Here is an 18412-nt window from a genome sequence, read left to right as displayed (position 1 = left end):
GAAATTGCTACGTCGCTTATACTGCTCCGATTCCACCTTGATAAGGAGCTGTACTGCATGCATCACGAACTCAGTCTGATCACCACCATTGCCGCCGCGCTGGGCTTCGGCCTTCTCTTCGGGATGATCGCCGTCCGCCTGAAGTTACCCGCGCTGGTTGGCTACCTGGCCGCCGGTATCGTCATCGGCCCAGCCACACCAGGCTTCGTTGCCGATGTGTCGCTGGCCTCGCAACTGGCTGAAATCGGGGTGATGCTGCTGATGTTCGGCGTGGGCCTGCACTTCTCGCTGCGCGACCTGCTCGACGTGCGCAGGATCGCCCTGCCTGGCGCGATCCTGCAGATCGCCGTGGCCACCGCGATGGGCATCGGCATGGCCTGGCTGTGGGGCTGGAGCCTGGGGGCGGGCCTGGTGTTCGGCCTGGCGCTGTCGGTGGCCAGTACCGTGGTGCTGCTGCGCGCGCTGGAAAGCCGCGGCATCCTCGATTCCATGAACGGCCGCATCGCGGTCGGCTGGCTGGTGGTCGAAGACCTGGTGACCGTGCTGGTGCTGGTGCTGCTGCCGGCGATCGCCGGCCCGCTCGGCGGCAAGGGCGCCGACGCTGATGTCTCGATCTGGTACGCACTGGGCAAGACCCTGCTGCAGGTCGGCGCCTTTATCGCCTTCATGCTGCTGGTCGGGCGCAAGCTCTTCCCCTGGTTCCTTTGGCGCGTGGCCAAGACCAATTCGCGCGAACTGTTCACGCTGTCGGTGATCGCCGCCGCCGTCGGCATCGCCTACGGTTCGTCGGAACTGTTCGGCGTGTCGTTCGCACTCGGCGCCTTCTTTGCCGGCATGGTGCTGCGCGAGTCCGATCTGTCGCACCGCGCGGCCGAAGAATCGCTGCCGCTGCGCGACGCATTCTCGGTGCTGTTCTTCGTGTCGGTCGGCATGCTGTTCGATCCGATGGTGCTGGTCGACAGCCCGCTGAAGGTGCTGGGCGTGGTCGCCGTCATCATCTTCGGCAAGTCGATCGCGGCGATGCTGCTGGTGCTGGCGCTGCGCTATCCGCTCAATACCGCGATCACGGTCTCGGCCAGCCTGGCGCAGATCGGCGAGTTCTCGTTCATCCTGGCCGCGCTCGGCATTTCGCTGGGCCTGATGCCGCAGGAAGGGCAAAGCCTGATCCTGGCCGGCGCCATTATCTCGATTGCGGTGAACCCCTTGCTGTTCACGGCCATCGAGCCGCTGCAGCGCTGGCTGCGCGCCAATTCCTCCGCGGTGCGCAAGCTCGAATCCTCGCCCGATCCGCTGGCCGAACTGCCCATGACGGTGCCGCACGAGCGCCTCAGCGGCCAGGTGGTGCTGGTCGGTTACGGCCGCGTAGGCCGGCGCATCGCCGACGCGCTCAGCGCGCAGGGCATCCATTACGTGGTGGCCGAGCAGAACCGCGAGATCGTCGACGCGCTGCGCAAGCGCGACCAGCCGGCGGTGGTGGGCAATGCGGCGGAACCGGCGGTGCTGATCCAGGCGCATATTGCGCGCGCGGCGGTGCTGGTGATCGCCACGCCGGACACCTTCCACGTGCGCACCATGATCGAGACGGCCAAGGCGCTCAATCCGACGGTGCGCGTGGTGGTGCGCACGCATAACGAGCAGGAAGCGGAACTGCTGCGCGAGGATACCGGCGGCAAGGTGTTCCTGGGCGAGCACGAGCTGGCGGGGAGCATGACGCGGTATGTGCTCGATACCTTGAAGGATGTGCAGCACGCGCATTAATCAAGAGCGTTAGCGCTTACTGTAGGGTGGGCACTCCGTGCCCACGCGGTTACGTGCCTGGCCTTGCACCTGCGGCGGGGAAGATTCGCCCGCCGGCGTTGCGATGATGTTGGAATACGCCAGTCGAGAGGTTTGCGGCCGTCGCCCACATCACGAGCAGCACCTCACTGCTGCAGTCCGCCGGATACGTGCGTACCGCGTGGGCACGGAGTGTCCACCCTACGTTGGCGTACGCGATTCGTTCACAGTTAACAGGTATTGCACGCCCAAACATCGAACAAAAAGCCCGCTGGCGCATTGCGCTCAGCGGGCTTTTTTCCATTGAAGCCGTAGCTTACGCGGCAACCATCTCGCCGGTCTCCGAGCACAGCTTCAGGTTCGCATGCTTCGGCGCGAACTGCAGCAGGTCCTTGCGCTCTTCCAGCAATTCGAACACGGCGTCCTTCGACAGCACGTACTGGTCGAGCAGCGTGTCCTTGATCGACTCGATCATGGCGCGGTAGTCGCGCATCGCGCCCAGGGTGTAGCTGTACAGTTCGTCGGCCTTTTCTTCCATCTGGCGCAGGGTGTGCTCGCCGCTGGCGTCGTTCTGCAGCTGGCTGTAGTCGATCTTCGAGCGCGAGTACATCGACAGGCGGTTGACCATCAGGTTCAGCATCTTGGTCACTTTCTCGATGTCGTTCTGGGCGCCGACCGAGATGCCGCGGGCGCCGTAGAACAGCTCTTCGGCCGCCATGCCGCCGTACAGGCCGATCACGTCGCGCTCGAGTTCTTCCAGGGTGCGCAGCGACATGTCGTCACCCGACTGCAGCACGTAGCCGAGGGCGCCGATCTTCGACACGGCTTCAGTCGAGATCTTCAGCAGGTGCGACTTTTCCTTCACTTCGTCGAGCGACAGGCCGGCGCGCAGGTGCGGGTCGATCTGCATGAAGAAGTGGCCCAGTTCGTGCAGGGCGATGCGCTCGCGTTGCTTGTGCTTCTCGGCGGTGGTGGCGCGATCGGTCAGGCCGATGGTGGCGCGCTCGTAGGCACGGAACAGCAAATCGGTGTTGATGATCGTCTTTTCCTGGATCGACAGCATCGATGCACGCTCGACCACGGTTTCCAGCAGCGCCGGGCTCAGGTTCTGCGTGATTTCCGCCACCTGGTCCAGGTCGAGGTCGTCGTAGTCGACCAGGCCCGCCTTTTTACGCGCCAGGAAGCTCTTCAGCAGTTCGCGGCGTTCCATCTTGTTCGGCAGGCGGAAGTTGATCTTCACCGAGAAGCGGCGCAGCATCGCTTCGTCCATCTCGGTCGAGGCATCGTCGAAGTTCGAGGCGACGACCCAGATCACGCCCTGGCCCTTGTCGCTCTTCACGCCGTCCAGCAGGCCGAGCAGGGTATTGGCGGTGTCGTCTTCCCATTTCTTTTCGCTGCGGCCGCGCGGCATGAACAGGCTTTGCGCTTCGTCCAGGAAGATGATGCACTTGCCCTTGGCGCAGGCCTTGCGGTACAGGGCGTTCAGGGCTTTCGAGCCGCCGCCGACGTAACCCGATTCCAGCGCCGAACCCGAGGCCGAGATCAGCGGCATGTTCAGGCGCTTGGCCAGGTAGCCGACCAGCTTGGTCTTACCCGTACCGGCAGGACCGGTCAGCATCACGTTGAAGGGCTTGTCGATGTTGTGCGAAGCGTATTCGTCGCGGTTGCGGATCATGTCTTCCAGGTGCAGCACTTCCTGCTTGATGTCGTCCATGCCGATCAGGTCGTCCATGCTGCCCTTCAGCTTGTCCGGGGTGATCATGGTCGAGCTCGCACCCATGCCCGGGATGCCGAACTTCAGGCAATACACGATCAGGAGCAGCAGCACGATCTCGAAGGCGTGGCGCTTCAGGAAGTCGACGGCGTGGGCGCCGGCCGAGCCTTCTTCTTCGAGCACGGCCTTGTGCGAGGCCAGGTAGTCGTCCTTGGCGATCGAATACGGAATGGCGTTCTTCAGCAGGACTTCGCGCTCCAGGCTCAGGTGCGAGGTGCTCGGCACCTTGACCACGTGCAGCTCGGGCGCCCCCTTGAACTTGAACACGTAGCGCGGCGACTCCGACAGCGGCTTGGCCACCATCAGGTAATCGAGCTTGTCCTTTTGCGTGGCCAGGCGCGTGATCTCGGAAATGTCCTGCGAGTGGACGACCGGGCTAGGGTCTTGCGGCTTGTCCGCCGACCAGATCGCCACGCCAGCGATCGCCCCCAGCATCACGGCGGCGGCAATGCGCACGTACACGTTCTTGAAAGCGATCTGGAGTCGGGCAAAGTTGGGCATATTCGGTACTCTAGAAATGTATTGTGCGCGTGATGCAACAGTGCGTGAAGCGGAGGCGGCCTTCCGGGGTGCGCTTGTCGGAATGGCGGCGGCGTATTCAGGCGCCGCATGGAGTCGAACTGATAAGCATTCGACATCTTTTTGATGCCGATAGGCAACAGGGATAGGGAAACTATACCCGCAAAGAAAACCGAGATGTATACGCCTGGCTTAAATTTTTTTGATCAAGGGCATAGCTGGAAACGCTGACAAGCCATTTCGTTATGAGCCTGTCAAAAGTATCGTCAAAGCGTCTATCCATTGCTGCAAGAGCTTGCATTGGTTTTAACCGTTTATACGCAAAGTCTTGGTTTCTTGATATGCGCTGTCCTGGAGGGTGTCGCATTTCTTTAACATGACGAAGCAGCATGCCGGTTCTACGGCGCGCCGTTGGCCATTCGCCGTGAGCCCTGATGCGCCGCGCTGTACCTGCGTATCGAACGCGAATCGGCATCCAATCCGGCGCGAATCGAACGCCAATCAAACGTGAACGTGTCAGCGGTTTTTGTTATGCTTTTTGAGGAGCTTCACGGTCAGCCCTGCTCCCCGTAAGGCGTTTGTACCCAGCAATATCTGCAAGGAAGGGAACAATCGTGAACAGATTCTTATTTGCCTTAATGCTGGGCCTGATGGCCGGAAGTGCGGCGCAAGCCGCCGTCATCGACCTGACGCCCGCGCCGCATGCCGGCGCCACGGTGCACCCGCCCCAGGTGTCGAACCTGGCGCCTGCGCCGCGTTTCGAGCCTGTCGTCCCGCCCTCTCACATGTCGGAACTGCCGGAGCCGGAAGTGTTCGCCATGATGCTGGTCGGCCTGGTGCTGCTCGGCTATCGGGCACGGCGCCGCGACAGCAACGAGAAGTTCAAATAACGCCGTCAATAAAGCCTTTACAAGGCGGATCTCAGGCGCCGCTGGCCGGCGCCGCTTCCGTGCAGAGCGCATACAGCTTGCACAGCGTGTTCCAGTTGCGCGAGGTGGTCGTGTCGCCCAGTTGCTTGCCGAGCGCCGCGGCGCAAGGGCTGTCGAGCACGCCATCCGGGCACCACACATAGGCGGCGCGCTGGCCGATGGCCAGGGCGCCCTCGCCCCAGTCACGTTCGCACAGGGGCGCGATCGCCGCGCGTGCGGCGGCATCCGGCAGCACGAAGACCAGCAGGCGCGCATGGTCTGTGGCCAGCGGCAGCAGGGTGTTTTCCGCCAGCACGGCGGCCAGGTCTTCGCCGGCCAGCACCATCACGCGCGCCGCCACGCCGAGCTTGACGACCATCGCTTCCTCGATAGCGGCCGCGGCGGCAAGGGAGTCGATGTCGCCGGCGCCGAACACGATGTTCCCGCTGTTGAGCAGGCTGCGCACGTCGGTATAGCCGAGGTCGGCCACCAGGGTGCGCAGGTCGGCCATGGCCACGCGCTTGGCGCGGCCTACGTTGATGCCGCGTAACAGGGCAATGTAGCGTTTACTGGTCATGCGGGCATGCTACCGCCGTTCGGGCCGGGCGGCACCATTTTTATTTCAGCAGACCTCGGCGCGCAGTGCGGCCCGCACGGCGCCGGGACAGCGCGGGAATACCGCATCCAGGACCTGCCTGCCTGGGCTGCCCAATCGCCCGGTCATGCACGGGACGCGCAAAAACACCGGCCTGCCCTGATGGGCGCCGGAAAATGTCGAGACTGGGAAAAACAATGCGTCCGGAAAGGACGAGGAGGAAAGCTGGCAGCGTGCGCGGCGCTTAGCGCGCCGGGCAGCTGCCGCGCATCACCGGTGGCACGGCAGTAGAATCTGCCATGCCGCCGGTATCAGTGCGCATAATTACCGGTCGACGGCGACGCTTCGTTGCCTTGCGATTGCTGCTGTTGCTGTTGCTGCTGGGCTGCCGCTGCGGCCTGCGCTGCCTTCTCTTCTGGCTTCGGACGGCCCTGGGCGTCGGACAGGCGGTATTTGGTACGGCGGTCGCCCATCAGGTCGCGCAGGTCGCGGATGCTCATGCCGGTGACTTCGTGCATGCGGATCAGCAGCGAAGCGCCAACTGGCAGGCGGTGGTGACGGATCTTGCTGATGACCGGCGGGGCCACTTCCAACATGCGCGACAGCGCAGCGTCGTTTTTCAGTTGCATCTTGCCCAGCAGGATGTCGAGCAGATGGTTAGGGTTGTAGCTTTCCTGTGAAGACAAAGCATGATGTGCCATGATTTTTACCTCGTGAGTGTAGTTTAAAATAGTTCTTTACGAACTTTGTAAAGACTGTGCTTCGGTCAACATAAGTTCCCGAACACGCTCTTGAGCCAACATTCAGAACCAGTCTGCAGACCCAATCTGAATCTTCACTTAAGAAACATGCCGGCGCGCATGCGCTCTGCTTAACACTCCCCCAAACGCACTTGTCTTTCAAACAAATTATCAGACCCGTACCGTATTTGAACATCCGTCCTGAGCACATGAGTCATTGTTGGAAATCAAGCTATCGTGCGGAAAGCTTGTCACATAAGCATTTCAACACATGGGGATAATTTGTGGCGCACGCAAGAGATTTCTTCCGTTAATTTGTGTGAAAGAATTCGAGCCGAACGTATTGATTTACAACAGGAAATATCCTGAGCAAACCCTGACTCTGCCTTGCCTTTCGCGTTTTGATTCCTCAGCGCAATTTAACAATCTGGATAGATTGGCAACGTGATTTATTCAGGCAATAAGTGATTCTTAGTAGCATTCATTCCACCCTCCCCGCACGCCGCTTTTCGGCTGCAAACAGGGTTTTACGGTAAACTCGCTTGACGCTTTGTCAAAGCGCAAGCATTTCTTTTAACGAAGCATTCCATGCAGAAAAAAGTATTTATCAAGACCTTCGGTTGCCAGATGAACGAGTACGACTCGGACAAAATGGCAGACGTGCTCGGCGCGTCCGATGGTCTCGTGCGCACCGATAAACCGGACGACGCCGACGTCATCCTGTTCAATACCTGCTCGGTGCGCGAAAAGGCGCAGGAAAAAGTGTTTTCCGACCTCGGCCGCCTGCGCGAACTGAAGCGCCAGCGTCCCGACCTGATCATTGGCGTCGGCGGCTGCGTGGCATCGCAGGAAGGCCAGGCCATCGTCAAGCGCGCCCCGCACGTCGACATGGTGTTCGGCCCGCAAACCCTGCACCGCCTGCCGCAGATGATCCGCGAGCGCCGCAGCAGCGGCACGGCCCAGGTCGACATCAGCTTCCCGGAAATCGAAAAGTTCGACCACCTGCCTCCAGCCAAGGTCGAAGGCCCGGTCGCCTATGTGTCGATCATGGAAGGTTGCAGCAAATACTGCAGCTATTGCGTCGTGCCCTACACCCGCGGCGAGGAAGTCTCGCGCCGCTTCGAGGACGTGCTGACCGAAGTCGCCGGCCTGGCTGCCCAGGGCGTAAAGGAAATCATGCTGCTGGGCCAGAACGTGAATGCCTACCGCGGCGCCATGGAAGGCGGCGACACGGCCGACTTTGCCCTGCTGCTCGAATACATTGCCGATATTCCCGGCATCGAGCGCCTGCGCTTCGTCACCAGCCACCCGAAGGAATTCACCCAGCGCCTGATCGACGCCTTTGCCAAGATCCCGCAACTGGTCAACCACCTTTATTTACCGGTGCAGCACGGTTCAGACCGCATCCTGCAAGCCATGAAGCGCGGCTACACCGGGCTGGAATACAAGAGCATCATCCGCCGCATCCGTGCGGTGCGTCCGGACATCACCATTTCATCGGACTTCATCGTCGGCTTCCCCGGCGAAACTGATGCCGATTTCGAGGCCATGATGAAGCTGGTGCAGGACGTCGGCTTCGACAATAGTTTCAGTTTCATCTTCAGCAAGCGCCCCGGCACCCCGGCCGCCAACCTCGAAGACGACACCCCGCACGAGGTCAAGCTGGCGCGCCTGCAGCGCCTGCAGGCCCAGATCGACGCGAACACCCGCAAGCTCAGCGCCGCCATGGTCGGCACCGTCCAGCGCATCCTGGTCGAAGGACCGTCCAAGCGCGACCCGAGCGAACTGCAGGGCCGCGCCGAAAACAACCGCGTCATTTATTTCGCCCCGGGCGCTTCCGGCGACGCACTGGTCGGCCAGCTGGTCGACCTGCGCGTGACCGAAACCCTGGATTATTCCCTGCGCGGCGAACTCGTCGCCAATCTCGATACGATTGCCAAAGCCAGTTGAAAACCTCTCCTACCCAGCCTTCGTACTTCATTCCCGAGCCGCTCGATAACACCCGGCTTGCCCACCTGTGCGGTCCGCTCGACGAAAACCTGCGCCAGATCGGCGCAGCGCTGGACGTGACCATTTTCCGCCGCGGCGAGAAATTCATCGTCACCGGCACGAACGCCGAACGCGCGGTCGAATTGCTCGAACGCTTCTATGCGGTGGCGAACAAGGTCGTGCCGATCGAGGAAGTGCAGCTGGCCCTGGTGGAACAGCGCGCCGGTCTGCGTCCGACGATCGAAGGCGCCAAGCCGGCGGAAGCCCCCGCCGACGCCGAACCGGAACGCGATGAAGAAAACCTGGAACTGGTCAGCCCGACCCTGAAGACCCGCCGCAGCGACTTGCGCGGCCGCACGCCGCACCAGATCCAGTACCTGCGCGCCGTGCTCGAGCACGACATCAGCTTCGGCATCGGCCCGGCCGGCACCGGCAAGACCTACCTGGCCGTGGCCTGCGCGGTCGATGCGCTGGAACGCGATGCGGTGAAACGCATCATCCTGACGCGCCCGGCGGTGGAAGCCGGCGAGCGCCTCGGCTTTTTGCCGGGCGACATGAGCCAGAAGGTCGACCCTTACCTGCGCCCGCTGTACGACGCTTTATATGACCTGCTCGGTTTCGACCGCACGCAAAAGCTGTTCGAAAAGCAGGTGATCGAGATCGCGCCGCTGGCCTACATGCGCGGCCGCACGCTGAACCACGCCTTCGTGATCCTGGACGAAGCCCAGAACACGACGGTCGAGCAGATGAAGATGTTCCTCACGCGTATCGGCTTCGGCAGCAAGGCCGTGGTCACCGGCGACGTGACCCAGGTCGATTTGCACAAGACCCAGCGCTCGGGCCTGGTCGACGCCATGCACGTGCTGCGCGACGTGCGCGGCATCGCCTTCTCCCAGTTCTCCAGCGCCGACGTGGTGCGCCACCCGCTGGTGGGCCGCATCGTCGACGCCTACGACAAAGCCAGCGAAGTCCAGGAACTGGGCGCGCTCCCTAAAACCACGACTGCCCGCAATGCAAGAAAAAAACCATAATCTCGAACTCGACGTCCAGTACCCGGACGCGCGCCTGGAAACCACGATCACCCCGGAGATGGTGGAACGCTGGGTGCGCCCTGCCCTGCTGGGCCCGGCCGAACTGGCGATCCGCTTCGTCGACGCCGCCGAAGGGCAAACCCTGAACCGCGACTACCGCGGCAAGGACTACGCCACCAACGTGCTGACCTTTGCCTATAACGAAGGCGAGGAACTGGCCGAGGACGAGCCGGTGCAGGCCGACATCGTGCTGTGCACCGACGTCTTGCAGCGCGAAGCCGACGAGCAGAAGAAAACGCTGGAAGAACACGCAGCGCACCTGGTGGTGCACGGCGTGCTGCATGCCCAAGGCTACGACCATGAGCATGACGAAGAAGCGGAAGAGATGGAACAGTTCGAGCGCGACGTGATGGAAGCGCTGGGCTATCCGGATCCGTACGCGGAGAAGTGATCGGGGTTTGTAGGGTGGGCTCTTGAGCCCACGCGGACGCACCGGTAGCGGTCCATTGCCATATCCATCACCCGGCAAGCGATGAGACCGCGTGGGCACAAGTGCCCACCCTACAACTACAACGGCGGTTCACAACACGCATGCACCGCCGTTCCCACCTTACGCCTTCAACTGCTCCCCCACCGGCAACTTCCGAATCCGCTTCCCGGTCGCCGCAAACACCGCATTCGTCAACGCCGGCGCAATCCCTGCTGTCCCCGGCTCGCCGATCCCGCCCGGTTCGTCCCGGCTGTTCACGATGTGCACCTCGACCACCGGCGCCTCGTTGATACGCATCATGCGGTAATCGCCAAAGTTGGTCTGCTGCACCCGCCCCTTGTCTAGCGTGATCTCGTTCCACAACGCCGCCGACGCCCCGAACACGATTCCGCCCTCCATCTGCGCGATGATCCCGTCCGGGTTGATCGCCTGCCCGCAATCGACCGCGCACACGACCCGGTGCACGCGCACGTCGCCGTCCGGCCCCACCGACACCTCGGCCACCTGCGCCATGTAGCTACCGAAGGCAAACTGCGTCGACACGCCACGCCCGACCTTGCGCCCGGCAATCGGTTTCAGCGGCTTGCCCCAGCCCGCCTTCTCCGCCGCCAGGTTCAGCACACCCAGCGTGCGTGGCGATTTCTCCAGCAAGGCGCGCCGGAACGCCACCGGGTCCTGCTTCGCCGCTCCTGCCAGCTCGTCGATGAAACTCTCGACCACGAACACGTTATGGGTCGGCCCCACGCCGCGCCAGAAAGCCGTCGGCACGCCCGGCGGTTCATGGCGCACGTATTCCACGCGCATCGCCGGAATCGCATACTGCAAATCGGCCGCGCCTTCCACCGCATCCGGATCGACGCCGTTCTTCACCGCCGGCGGCGCAAAGCGCGCCATGATCGAGGAACCGGTCACGCGGTGGAACCAGGCCGCAGGTTTACCCTTGTCGTCGAGGCGCGCCGCCAGCCGGTCCACATAATAAGGACGGTACATGTCGTGCTGGATATCTTCCTCGCGGGTCCAGATGAATTTTACCGGCCCCTTGGCCAGCTTGGCGAACGACACCGCCTGGATCACGTAATCGACTTCCAGCCGGCGCCCGAAGCCGCCGCCAATATAGTAGTTATGCACCTTCACCTTCTCGACCGGCAGCCCGGACACCTTGGCCGCCGCGCCCTGGGCCAGGGCCGGCACCTGGGTGCCGACCCAGAGGTCGCAGCCATCGGCGCGCAAGTCCACGGTGCAATTGATCGGCTCCATGGTCGCATGGGCCAGGAAGGGCAGTTCGTAGACGGCTTCGATCTTGCGTCCGCCGCCTTCGTCATTCAACACCTTCAGCGCATTGCCTTCGTCGCGCGCCACCGCGCCTTCACCCTGCGACACCTTCAGCATGTCGGCCACGATGCCCTGCAAGGCCACCGCGGCATGCGCGCCATCCTCGAAACGCGGGGCAGCCGCCGCCAGGCCCTGCTTCGCGGCCCAGAAGTGGTCCGCCACCACGGCCACCGCTCCCTCCAGGCGCAGCACCTGGCGCACGCCCTTCACGGCCAGCGCCTTTTGCTCGTCCACGGCCACCAGCTTGCCGCCGGTCACCGGCGAGGCGGCGACGGCGGCAATCCCCATGTTCGGCAAGCGCGCATCGATGCCGAACTGGGCCGTGCCATTCACCTTGGCCGGAGAATCCAGGCGGCGCATGGCCTTGCCGATCAACACGAACTGCTCGGGGTCCTTCAGCTTGACGTTCTTCGGCAGCGTCAGCGTCGAGGCCGCATCGACCAGTTCGCCGAAGTGGGCCGAGCGCCCCGACGCCTGGTGGCGCACCGTGCCGGCCACTACCTGCAAGTCGGCGGTGTCGACATCCCATTGCTTGGCCGCCGCCTGCACCAGCACCGCGCGCACCATGGCGCCGGCTTCGCGCAGCGGCCGCCAGGCGCCGCGCACCGAGGTCGAGCCGCCGGTTACCTGGCCGCCCAGCAGCGGGTCGGCATACAGCTCGTTGTTGGCCGGCGCCTGCTCCAGCTTCACCTTGGCCAAATCGGCGCCCAGCTCCTCGGCCAGCAGCATCGGCATCGAAGTAAAGGTGCCCTGCCCCATTTCCACCTTGTGGATGTTGAGGGTCACGATGCCGTCGCGGTCGATGCGTATAAAGGCGTCGCGCGCCAGCCCGGCCGGGGTATCGGAGTGTTTGGTGGAAGCCTGGCCCACGGCTTTTTCCGGCGGCGCTTCCTTGCGGTCGTCTTCCTTGTTGCAGCCGAACAGCGAAAAGCCGAACAGCAACCCGCCGCCGGCCGTGGCGCCGAGCTGCATGAAACGGCGGCGCGAAGCCAGGATGCTTTGTTCTTTTTTGACTTGGCTCATGTGCGCTCCTTATTTGGCGGCCGCGATCTTGATCGCGTGGCGGATGCGTCCATAGGTGCCGCAGCGGCAGATATTCCCGCTCATGGCATTGTCGATGTCGCTGTCGCTCGGCTTCGGCGTGGCTTTCAGCAAGGCCGTGGCCGACATGATCTGGCCCGACTGGCAGTAGCCGCACTGGACCACGTCAATCTGGCGCCAGGCATCCTGCACCTTGGCGCCGACCGGGTCGTTGCCGACCGCCTCGATGGTGACGATCTGCTTGCCCACCGCGGCGGAGACCGGCGTGATGCAGGAACGGATGGCCTGGCCGTCGAGGTGGACGGTGCAGGCGCCGCACAGGGCGACGCCGCAGCCGAACTTGGTGCCGGTGAGGCCGGCGACGTCGCGCAGGGCCCACAGCAGGGGCATGTCGTCGGGCACGTCGAGGGTGGTGGTGTTGCCGTTGATGGTCAGGGCTGGCATGGGCGCTCCTTTTATAATTTGAACAAGCACTATATGCCATGTGCAGCAGTCTTGCTGGAGAAGTCCAGAGAACGGCGGAGCGAGCACACGGCTGCGCAAAATTCAGGCAAGCCCGCTTTTGGTGTATGCTTATGCCCATCGCAACAACGGCTTCACGCCAACTATGCCCGAGTATCCCAGTGACGTCCGATCGGACGCCAAACCCCACCGGTCGCTCTTCGAACGACTGACCGCACTCATCTCCCCTGAGCCAGAAAATCGCACCGAGCTGCTCGAAGTGCTGCACGAAGCACACGAGCGCAAGCTAATCGACGCCGACGCCCTGTCGATGATCGAAGGCGTGTTCCAGGTCTCGGACCTGTCGGCACGCGACATCATGGTGCCACGTTCCCAAATGGACGTGATCGACATCACCGACCCGATCGAGGAATGGCTGCCGATCGTGCTGGAAACCCAGCACTCGCGCTTCCCCGCCATCGAAGGCGAGCGCGACAAGGTCGTCGGCATCCTGCTGGCCAAGGACTTGCTGCGTTATTACACCGAGAAAACCTTCGACGTGCGCGCCATGCTGCGCCCGGCGATCTTCATCCCGGAATCGAAACGCCTGAACGTGCTGCTGCGCGACTTCCGCGCCAACCACAACCACATGGCCATCGTCGTCGACGAGTACAGCGGCGTGGCCGGCCTCATCACCATCGAGGACGTGCTGGAGCAGATCGTCGGCGACATCGAGGACGAATACGATTTCGACGAGGAAGAAGACAATGTCCTGTCGATCAAGGAAGGCCAGCAAGGCCCGCGCTGGCGCGTGAAAGCGCTGACCGAGATCGAACAGTTCAACGACGAAATCGGCGCCGACCTGCCGGCCGACGACGCCGACACCATCGGCGGCTTCGTGGCCAGCCACCTCGGCCGCATGCCGCACAAGGGTGAAGAGTTCACCCTGGGCAACCTGCAATTCGAGGTGCTACGCGCCGACGCCCGCCAGATCCACGTGCTGCTGGTCGAAAAACTGCCGCCGTCCCTGCACAAAGACGACGACGACTGATGCTGCTGCGTCGCCGCTCTGCCCCGGCCACGCCGGCTAATCCCGCTGCGCGCGGGACGAAGCCGTCCGCGGCTTCCCTGGTCGTGGCCGCCCTTGCCGGCGGCGCTTCCCTGTTCTCCTTCGAGCCCTTCGGCTGGTGGCCGATCCAGTTCATTCTGCTAGGCTGGCTGTTCTACCAGGTTGGCCTGGGCAGCTCGGTCAAGCGCGCCACCCTGCTCGGCTGGGCCTTCGGCTTCGGCTGGTCGGTCGGCGCCATGTTCTGGCTGTACACCTTCATGACCCGCTTCGCCCATTTGCCGGGCATCCTCGGCGTGATCGGCGTGGTCTTGCTCGGCCTTTACATGGGCCTGTTCGGCGCATTTGCCACGGGTATTTCGGCCTGGCTGCGCCAGCGCTGGTCGCTGCCGATCTCGGCTTTCGTGCTGCTGGTGCTGCCGGTGGCCTGGGGCGTGTCGGAATGGATGCGCGGCTGGGTGTTCACCGGCTTCCCATGGTCGGTGTCGGGCTATGCCCACGACGCCTCGCCGCTGGCCGGCTACGCACCGCTGATCGGCGTGTACGGCATCGGCGTGGTCGTCGCCCTGTGCGCTGGCTGCCTGGTGATGCTGACCCAGCGCGCGCGCGTGCCCGCCATCGCCCTGCTGGCGATCGTGATGGCGGCCGGCGCCGGTTTGCGCACCGTGGAATGGACCCAGGTCACCGGCAACCCGCTCACCGTGCGCCTGCTGCAAGGGAATATCCCGCAAGACCAGAAGTTCGACTACGCCTTCCTCACCAGCATCCTGCAGCGCTACCACGGCATGATCACGGCCGCGCCGGCCGACCTGATTGCGACGCCGGAAACCGCGGTGCCGGTGTTCCGCCACCAGCTCGACCCGGGCTACCTGAACAGCCTGCAGAGTTTTGCCACTTCCAGCGGCAGCACGCTCGCCATCGGCATGCCGCTGCTCGATGGGCCGCAGCAGTATGCCAACAGCGTGGTCACGGTCGGCCCGGCGCCATCGGCGCAGTCCTACCGCTACGACAAGGCCCACCTGGTCCCCTTCGGCGAATTCATCCCGCCCGGCTTCCGCTGGTTCACCGACATGCTGAACCTGCCGCTGAACGACGCCACCCGCGGCAAGGCGCTGCAGGCGCCGTTCGCGGTGAAGGACCAATTGGTGCTGCCGAACATCTGCTACGAAGACGTATTCGGCGAAGAGATCGCGTATCAACTGCGCGCGGCGCCGCGTCCGGCGACGATGCTGCTGAACATGTCGAATTTGTCCTGGTACGGCCAGTCGAGCGCAGTGCCCCAGCACTTGCAGATCTCGCGCATGCGCACCCTGGAAACTGGCCGCCCGATGCTGCGCGCGACCAACGACGGCGCCACCGCCGTGATCGACCACCGCGGCCAGGTGACCCACCTGCTGCCCTTCTACACCGAAGGCACGCTCACGGCCACCGTGCGCGGCACGACCGGCATGACGCCCTTCATCCGCTTCGGCAACCTGGGTTTCCTGACGCTTGGCGCCCTGGCGCTGGCCGGCGCCTGGTTCGCCGGGCGACATTACCGACAGAAAAAGGCCAATCCCGTATAGATGAGTCGAATCCGGCCCCAGAAGGCCGGTAAAACCCGCTAGAATTGGTCATTTGGCAAACTTACCGTGACCGCGGCTTCGACGTCTGCGGCGCCCCATCGAGATGCTCACATTCCAACAAATCATCCTGACCTTGCAAACCTACTGGGACAAGCAAGGTTGCGCCCTGCTCCAGCCGTATGACATGGAAGTCGGCGCCGGCACCTTCCATACCGGCACTTTCTTGCGCGCGATCGGCCCCGAGCCCTGGCGCGCCGCCTACGTGCAGCCTTCGCGCCGCCCGAAAGACGGCCGCTACGGCGAAAACCCGAACCGCCTGCAGCACTATTACCAGTACCAGGTGGTCCTGAAGCCGGCGCCGGAAAACATCCTCGACCTCTACCTCGGCTCGCTCGAAGCCCTGGGCCTGGATCTGAAGAAGAACGACGTGCGCTTCGTCGAGGACGATTGGGAAAGCCCGACCCTGGGCGCCTGGGGCCTGGGCTGGGAAGTCTGGCTGAACGGCATGGAAGTCACCCAGTTCACCTATTTCCAGCAAGTCGGCGGGCTCGATTGCAAGCCGGTGCTGGGCGAGATCACCTACGGCATCGAACGCCTGGCGATGTACCTGCAGGGCGTGGAAAACGTCTACGACCTGGTCTGGACGGAATGGGAAGAGAATGGCGTGAAGAAGACGCTGTCGTACGGCGACGTCTTCCACCAGAACGAAGTCGAGCAGTCGACCTACAACTTCGAGCACGCGAACACCGAGCTGCTGTTCCAGGCCTTCGCCAACCACGAATCCGAAGCCAAGCGCCTGATCGAACTGGAACTGACCCTGCCGGCCTATGAGCAGATCATGAAGGCCTCGCACAGCTTCAACATGCTGGACGCGCGCGGCGCCATCTCGGTGACCGAACGCGCCGCCTACATCGGCCGCGTGCGCACCCTGTCGCGCCTGGTGGCACAGGCCTACTACGATTCGCGCGAGAAGCTCGGCTTCCCGATGGCGCCTGGCGCCTCCAAGCTTGCCGCCTGATCGTCGACCAGATAAGAACATGAATATGAACCAGACTCTCCTCGTCGAAATCCAGACCGAAGAACTGCCGCCGAAGGCGCTCGTCAAGCTCGGCGCCGCCTTTGCCAACGGCATCGCGAATGGCCTGAAGGCGCGCGACTTCCTGGAAGGCGACTCCCTCGTCACCGCCCACGCCACCCCGCGCCGCCTGGCCGTCAGCATCACCAACGTGCGTGCCACCTCGCCCGACAAATCGATCCGCGAAAAGGTGCTGCCGGTCTCGGTGGCCCTGGACAAGGAAGGCAACCCGAGCGCCCCGCTGGCCAAGAAGCTGGCTGCCCTCGGCTTCCCCGACCTGCAGATCAGCGACCTCGAACGCGCCCAGGACGGCAAGGCCGAATCCTTCTTCTACACCTACACCGCGAGCGGCAGCGCGCTGGCTGGCGCCCTGCAGGACGTGCTGCAGGAAACCGTCGCCAAGCTGCCGATCCCGAAGGTCATGAGTTACCAGCGTCCGGACGGCGCCACCGTGCAATTCGTGCGTCCGGTACACCTGCTGCTGGCCCTGCACGGCGACCAGGTACTGCCCCTGAACCTGCTCGGCCTGGAAGCCGGCCGCGTCACCATGGGCCACCGCTTCCTGTCGCATGGCGGCCAGATCACGGTGCCGCACGCCGACCAGTACGCAAGCGTGCTGGAAAGCGAAGGCAAGGTCCTGTCCAGCGCCGAAGCGCGCAAGGAAAGCATCCGCACCCAGCTGCTGGAAAAAGCGGCCGGTGACCAGGTCTTGATGCCGGAATCGCTGCTCGATGAAGTGGCGGCCCTGGTCGAATGGCCTGTCGTCTATGAATGCAAGTTCGAGGACGAATTCCTGGCCGTGCCGCAGGAATGCCTGATCCTGACCATGCAGACCAACCAGAAATACTTCGCCCTGACCGACGCTGCTGGCCGCCTGCGCTCGCGCTTCCTGATCGTGTCGAACATCGCGACCGATGAGCCGTCGGCCATCGTCGGCGGCAACGAGCGTGTCGTGCGTCCGCGCCTGTCCGACGCCAAGTTCTTCTTCGAGCAGGACAAGAAGAAGACCCTGGAATCGCGCCTGCCGCTGCTGGCCAACGTGGTCTACCACAACAAGCTGGGCACCCAGGCCGAGCGTACCGCGCGCGTGACGCGCCTGGCCGGCGCGATTGCCAAGCGCCTCGGCTACGACGTGCAGCTGGCCGAGCGCGGCGCCCAATTGGCCAAGGCCGACCTGCTGACCGACATGGTCGGCGAGTTCCCTGAGCTGCAAGGCATCATGGGCACCTACTACGCGCGCCACGACGGGGAGCACGAGGAAGTCGCCCTGGCCGCGTCCGAACACTACCAGCCGCGCTTTGCCGGCGACGCCCTGCCGACCACGAACACCGGCCTGGCAGTCGCCCTGGCCGACAAGCTGGAAACCCTGGTCGGCATCTGGGCCATCGGCCTGCAGCCGACTGGCGAGAAGGACCCGTTCGCACTGCGCCGCCACGCCCTGGGCGTGATGCGCATGCTGGTCGAGAAGCGCCTGCCGCTGTCGCTGTCCGAGCTGCTGGCTGATGCTGCATCGGTCTTCGAAGGCCAGGCTGCGTTCAAGGACCCGACCGCCGAAGTCAAAGCCTTCATGCTGGATCGCCTGCGCGGCATGCTGCGCGAGCGCGGCTTCACGCCGAACGAAGTCGAGGCCGTGCTGGCCCAGAACCCCGACCGCGTCGACGACGTGGTGCAGCGCCTGGAAGCGGTGCAGGCATTCGCCGCCCTGCCGGAGTCCGCCTCGCTGGCCGCCGCCAACAAGCGCATCACCAACATCCTCAAGAAGAACGAGGAAGCGATGCCGCAGGACGCCGCCATCAAGCGCGAAATGCTGGTGGAACCGGCCGAAAGCGCGCTGGCCGCCAAGATGGGCAGCCTGGAGTCGAGCGTGGACAGCGCCTTTGCCGCGAGCGACTTCGCCGGCGCCCTGAAGACGCTGGCCCAGATGCGCGACGAAGTCGACGCCTTCTTCAACGACGTGATGGTGATGGCCGAGGACCTGGCGCTGCGCAATAACCGCCTGGCCCTGCTGGCCGAGCTGCACGGCATGATGAACCGCGTGGCCGACATCTCGAAGCTGGCCGCCTAAGACAA

The 18412-nt window shown here is 63.6% G+C and carries 14 protein-coding genes; 9 read left to right on the top strand and 5 right to left on the bottom strand.

The window, feature by feature from the left end:
• Window positions 1–57 precede the first annotated feature (57 nt).
• On the top strand, window positions 58–1758 hold the full coding sequence (locus tag ACWYRN_RS12370; protein ID WP_488692677.1) for a cation:proton antiporter domain-containing protein: 1701 nt from the start codon (window positions 58–60) through the stop codon (window positions 1756–1758).
• A gap of 334 nt (window positions 1759–2092) precedes the next feature.
• Here ACWYRN_RS12370 and ACWYRN_RS12365 read toward each other — a convergent pair whose 3' ends face one another.
• The gene (locus ACWYRN_RS12365) at window positions 2093–4051 is read right to left on the bottom strand and encodes an AAA family ATPase (protein WP_488692676.1); all 1959 of its coding nucleotides are present in this window, start codon (window positions 4049–4051) and stop codon (window positions 2093–2095) included.
• A gap of 632 nt (window positions 4052–4683) precedes the next feature.
• Between ACWYRN_RS12365 and ACWYRN_RS12360 the strand changes: the two genes are divergently transcribed.
• On the top strand, window positions 4684–4959 hold the full coding sequence (locus ACWYRN_RS12360; protein WP_488692675.1) for a hypothetical protein: 276 nt from the start codon (window positions 4684–4686) through the stop codon (window positions 4957–4959).
• Window positions 4960–4990: 31 nt separating this feature from the next.
• Here the strand turns inward: ACWYRN_RS12360 and ACWYRN_RS12355 are convergent, their stop codons facing one another.
• Together ACWYRN_RS12355 and ACWYRN_RS12350 are read right to left on the bottom strand one after the other, a co-directional pair.
• Complete coding sequence (locus ACWYRN_RS12355; RefSeq protein ID WP_488692674.1) at window positions 4991–5554, bottom strand: DUF1697 domain-containing protein; 564 nt, start codon at window positions 5552–5554, stop codon at window positions 4991–4993.
• A 329-nt stretch (window positions 5555–5883) separates the two neighbouring features.
• The gene (locus ACWYRN_RS12350; RefSeq protein ID WP_229437276.1) at window positions 5884–6273 is read right to left on the bottom strand and encodes a hypothetical protein; all 390 of its coding nucleotides are present in this window, start codon (window positions 6271–6273) and stop codon (window positions 5884–5886) included.
• 627 nt (window positions 6274–6900) lie between these two features.
• On the opposite strand from ACWYRN_RS12350, the gene miaB reads away from it, so the two are divergent.
• From miaB to ybeY, 3 genes are read left to right on the top strand one after another with little or no spacing between them, the layout of a single operon-like run.
• A complete protein-coding gene (miaB, locus tag ACWYRN_RS12345) occupies window positions 6901–8262 on the top strand; it encodes a tRNA (N6-isopentenyl adenosine(37)-C2)-methylthiotransferase MiaB (protein ID WP_488692673.1) in 1362 nt (453 codons plus the stop codon).
• A complete protein-coding gene (locus ACWYRN_RS12340; RefSeq protein ID WP_488692672.1) occupies window positions 8259–9332 on the top strand; it encodes a PhoH family protein in 1074 nt (357 codons plus the stop codon). The genes miaB and ACWYRN_RS12340 overlap by 4 nt, the downstream gene beginning before the upstream one ends.
• Window positions 9313–9783 carry an rRNA maturation RNase YbeY gene (ybeY, locus tag ACWYRN_RS12335; RefSeq protein ID WP_488692671.1) on the top strand — a complete coding sequence of 157 codons (471 nt, stop codon included), beginning with the start codon at window positions 9313–9315 and terminating at the stop codon, window positions 9781–9783. Before ACWYRN_RS12340 ends, ybeY begins: the two co-directional genes overlap by 20 nt.
• Window positions 9784–9942: 159 nt before the next feature.
• Here ybeY and ACWYRN_RS12330 read toward each other — a convergent pair whose 3' ends face one another.
• Together ACWYRN_RS12330 and ACWYRN_RS12325 are read right to left on the bottom strand one after the other, a co-directional pair.
• The gene (locus tag ACWYRN_RS12330) at window positions 9943–12177 is read right to left on the bottom strand and encodes a xanthine dehydrogenase family protein molybdopterin-binding subunit (protein WP_488692670.1); all 2235 of its coding nucleotides are present in this window, start codon (window positions 12175–12177) and stop codon (window positions 9943–9945) included.
• A 9-nt stretch (window positions 12178–12186) separates the two neighbouring features.
• Window positions 12187–12639: a (2Fe-2S)-binding protein gene (locus tag ACWYRN_RS12325; protein WP_488692669.1), complete on the bottom strand. Its 453-nt coding sequence runs from the start codon at window positions 12637–12639 to the stop codon at window positions 12187–12189.
• Window positions 12640–12802: 163 nt separating this feature from the next.
• Between ACWYRN_RS12325 and ACWYRN_RS12320 the strand changes: the two genes are divergently transcribed.
• From ACWYRN_RS12320 to glyS, 4 genes are all read left to right on the top strand, one after another.
• On the top strand, window positions 12803–13687 hold the full coding sequence (locus tag ACWYRN_RS12320) for a CorC family transporter (RefSeq protein ID WP_229437282.1): 885 nt from the start codon (window positions 12803–12805) through the stop codon (window positions 13685–13687).
• A complete protein-coding gene (gene lnt, locus ACWYRN_RS12315; RefSeq protein WP_488692668.1) occupies window positions 13687–15267 on the top strand; it encodes an apolipoprotein N-acyltransferase in 1581 nt (526 codons plus the stop codon). Before ACWYRN_RS12320 ends, lnt begins: the two co-directional genes overlap by 1 nt.
• Window positions 15268–15370: 103 nt before the next feature.
• Window positions 15371–16285, top strand: a complete 915-nt coding sequence (gene glyQ / locus ACWYRN_RS12310) for a glycine--tRNA ligase subunit alpha (RefSeq protein WP_488692667.1) — start codon at window positions 15371–15373, stop codon at window positions 16283–16285.
• 25 nt (window positions 16286–16310) lie between these two features.
• Window positions 16311–18407: a glycine--tRNA ligase subunit beta gene (glyS, locus tag ACWYRN_RS12305; RefSeq protein ID WP_488692666.1), complete on the top strand. Its 2097-nt coding sequence runs from the start codon at window positions 16311–16313 to the stop codon at window positions 18405–18407.
• Window positions 18408–18412: the final 5 nt, after the last annotated feature.

This window comes from Massilia sp. BAP21 (genome assembly GCF_057801335.1).
The sequence above is the reverse complement of the archived record's forward strand: the minus strand, read 5'-3'. Positions and strand labels throughout refer to the sequence as shown.

Coding starts and splice junctions, on each gene's coding strand:
- glyQ (WP_488692667.1), top strand. CDS start 15,371: ATGCTCACATTCCAACAAATCATCCTGACCTTGCAAACCTACTGGGAC.
- ACWYRN_RS12325 (WP_488692669.1), bottom strand. CDS start 12,639: ATGCCAGCCCTGACCATCAACGGCAACACCACCACCCTCGACGTGCCC.
- ACWYRN_RS12365 (WP_488692676.1), bottom strand. CDS start 4,051: ATGCCCAACTTTGCCCGACTCCAGATCGCTTTCAAGAACGTGTACGTG.
- ybeY (WP_488692671.1), top strand. CDS start 9,313: ATGCAAGAAAAAAACCATAATCTCGAACTCGACGTCCAGTACCCGGAC.
- ACWYRN_RS12330 (WP_488692670.1), bottom strand. CDS start 12,177: ATGAGCCAAGTCAAAAAAGAACAAAGCATCCTGGCTTCGCGCCGCCGT.
- ACWYRN_RS12355 (WP_488692674.1), bottom strand. CDS start 5,554: ATGACCAGTAAACGCTACATTGCCCTGTTACGCGGCATCAACGTAGGC.
- ACWYRN_RS12320 (WP_229437282.1), top strand. CDS start 12,803: ATGCCCGAGTATCCCAGTGACGTCCGATCGGACGCCAAACCCCACCGG.
- lnt (WP_488692668.1), top strand. CDS start 13,687: ATGCTGCTGCGTCGCCGCTCTGCCCCGGCCACGCCGGCTAATCCCGCT.
- glyS (WP_488692666.1), top strand. CDS start 16,311: ATGAACCAGACTCTCCTCGTCGAAATCCAGACCGAAGAACTGCCGCCG.
- ACWYRN_RS12350 (WP_229437276.1), bottom strand. CDS start 6,273: ATGGCACATCATGCTTTGTCTTCACAGGAAAGCTACAACCCTAACCAT.
- ACWYRN_RS12370 (WP_488692677.1), top strand. CDS start 58: ATGCATCACGAACTCAGTCTGATCACCACCATTGCCGCCGCGCTGGGC.
- miaB (WP_488692673.1), top strand. CDS start 6,901: ATGCAGAAAAAAGTATTTATCAAGACCTTCGGTTGCCAGATGAACGAG.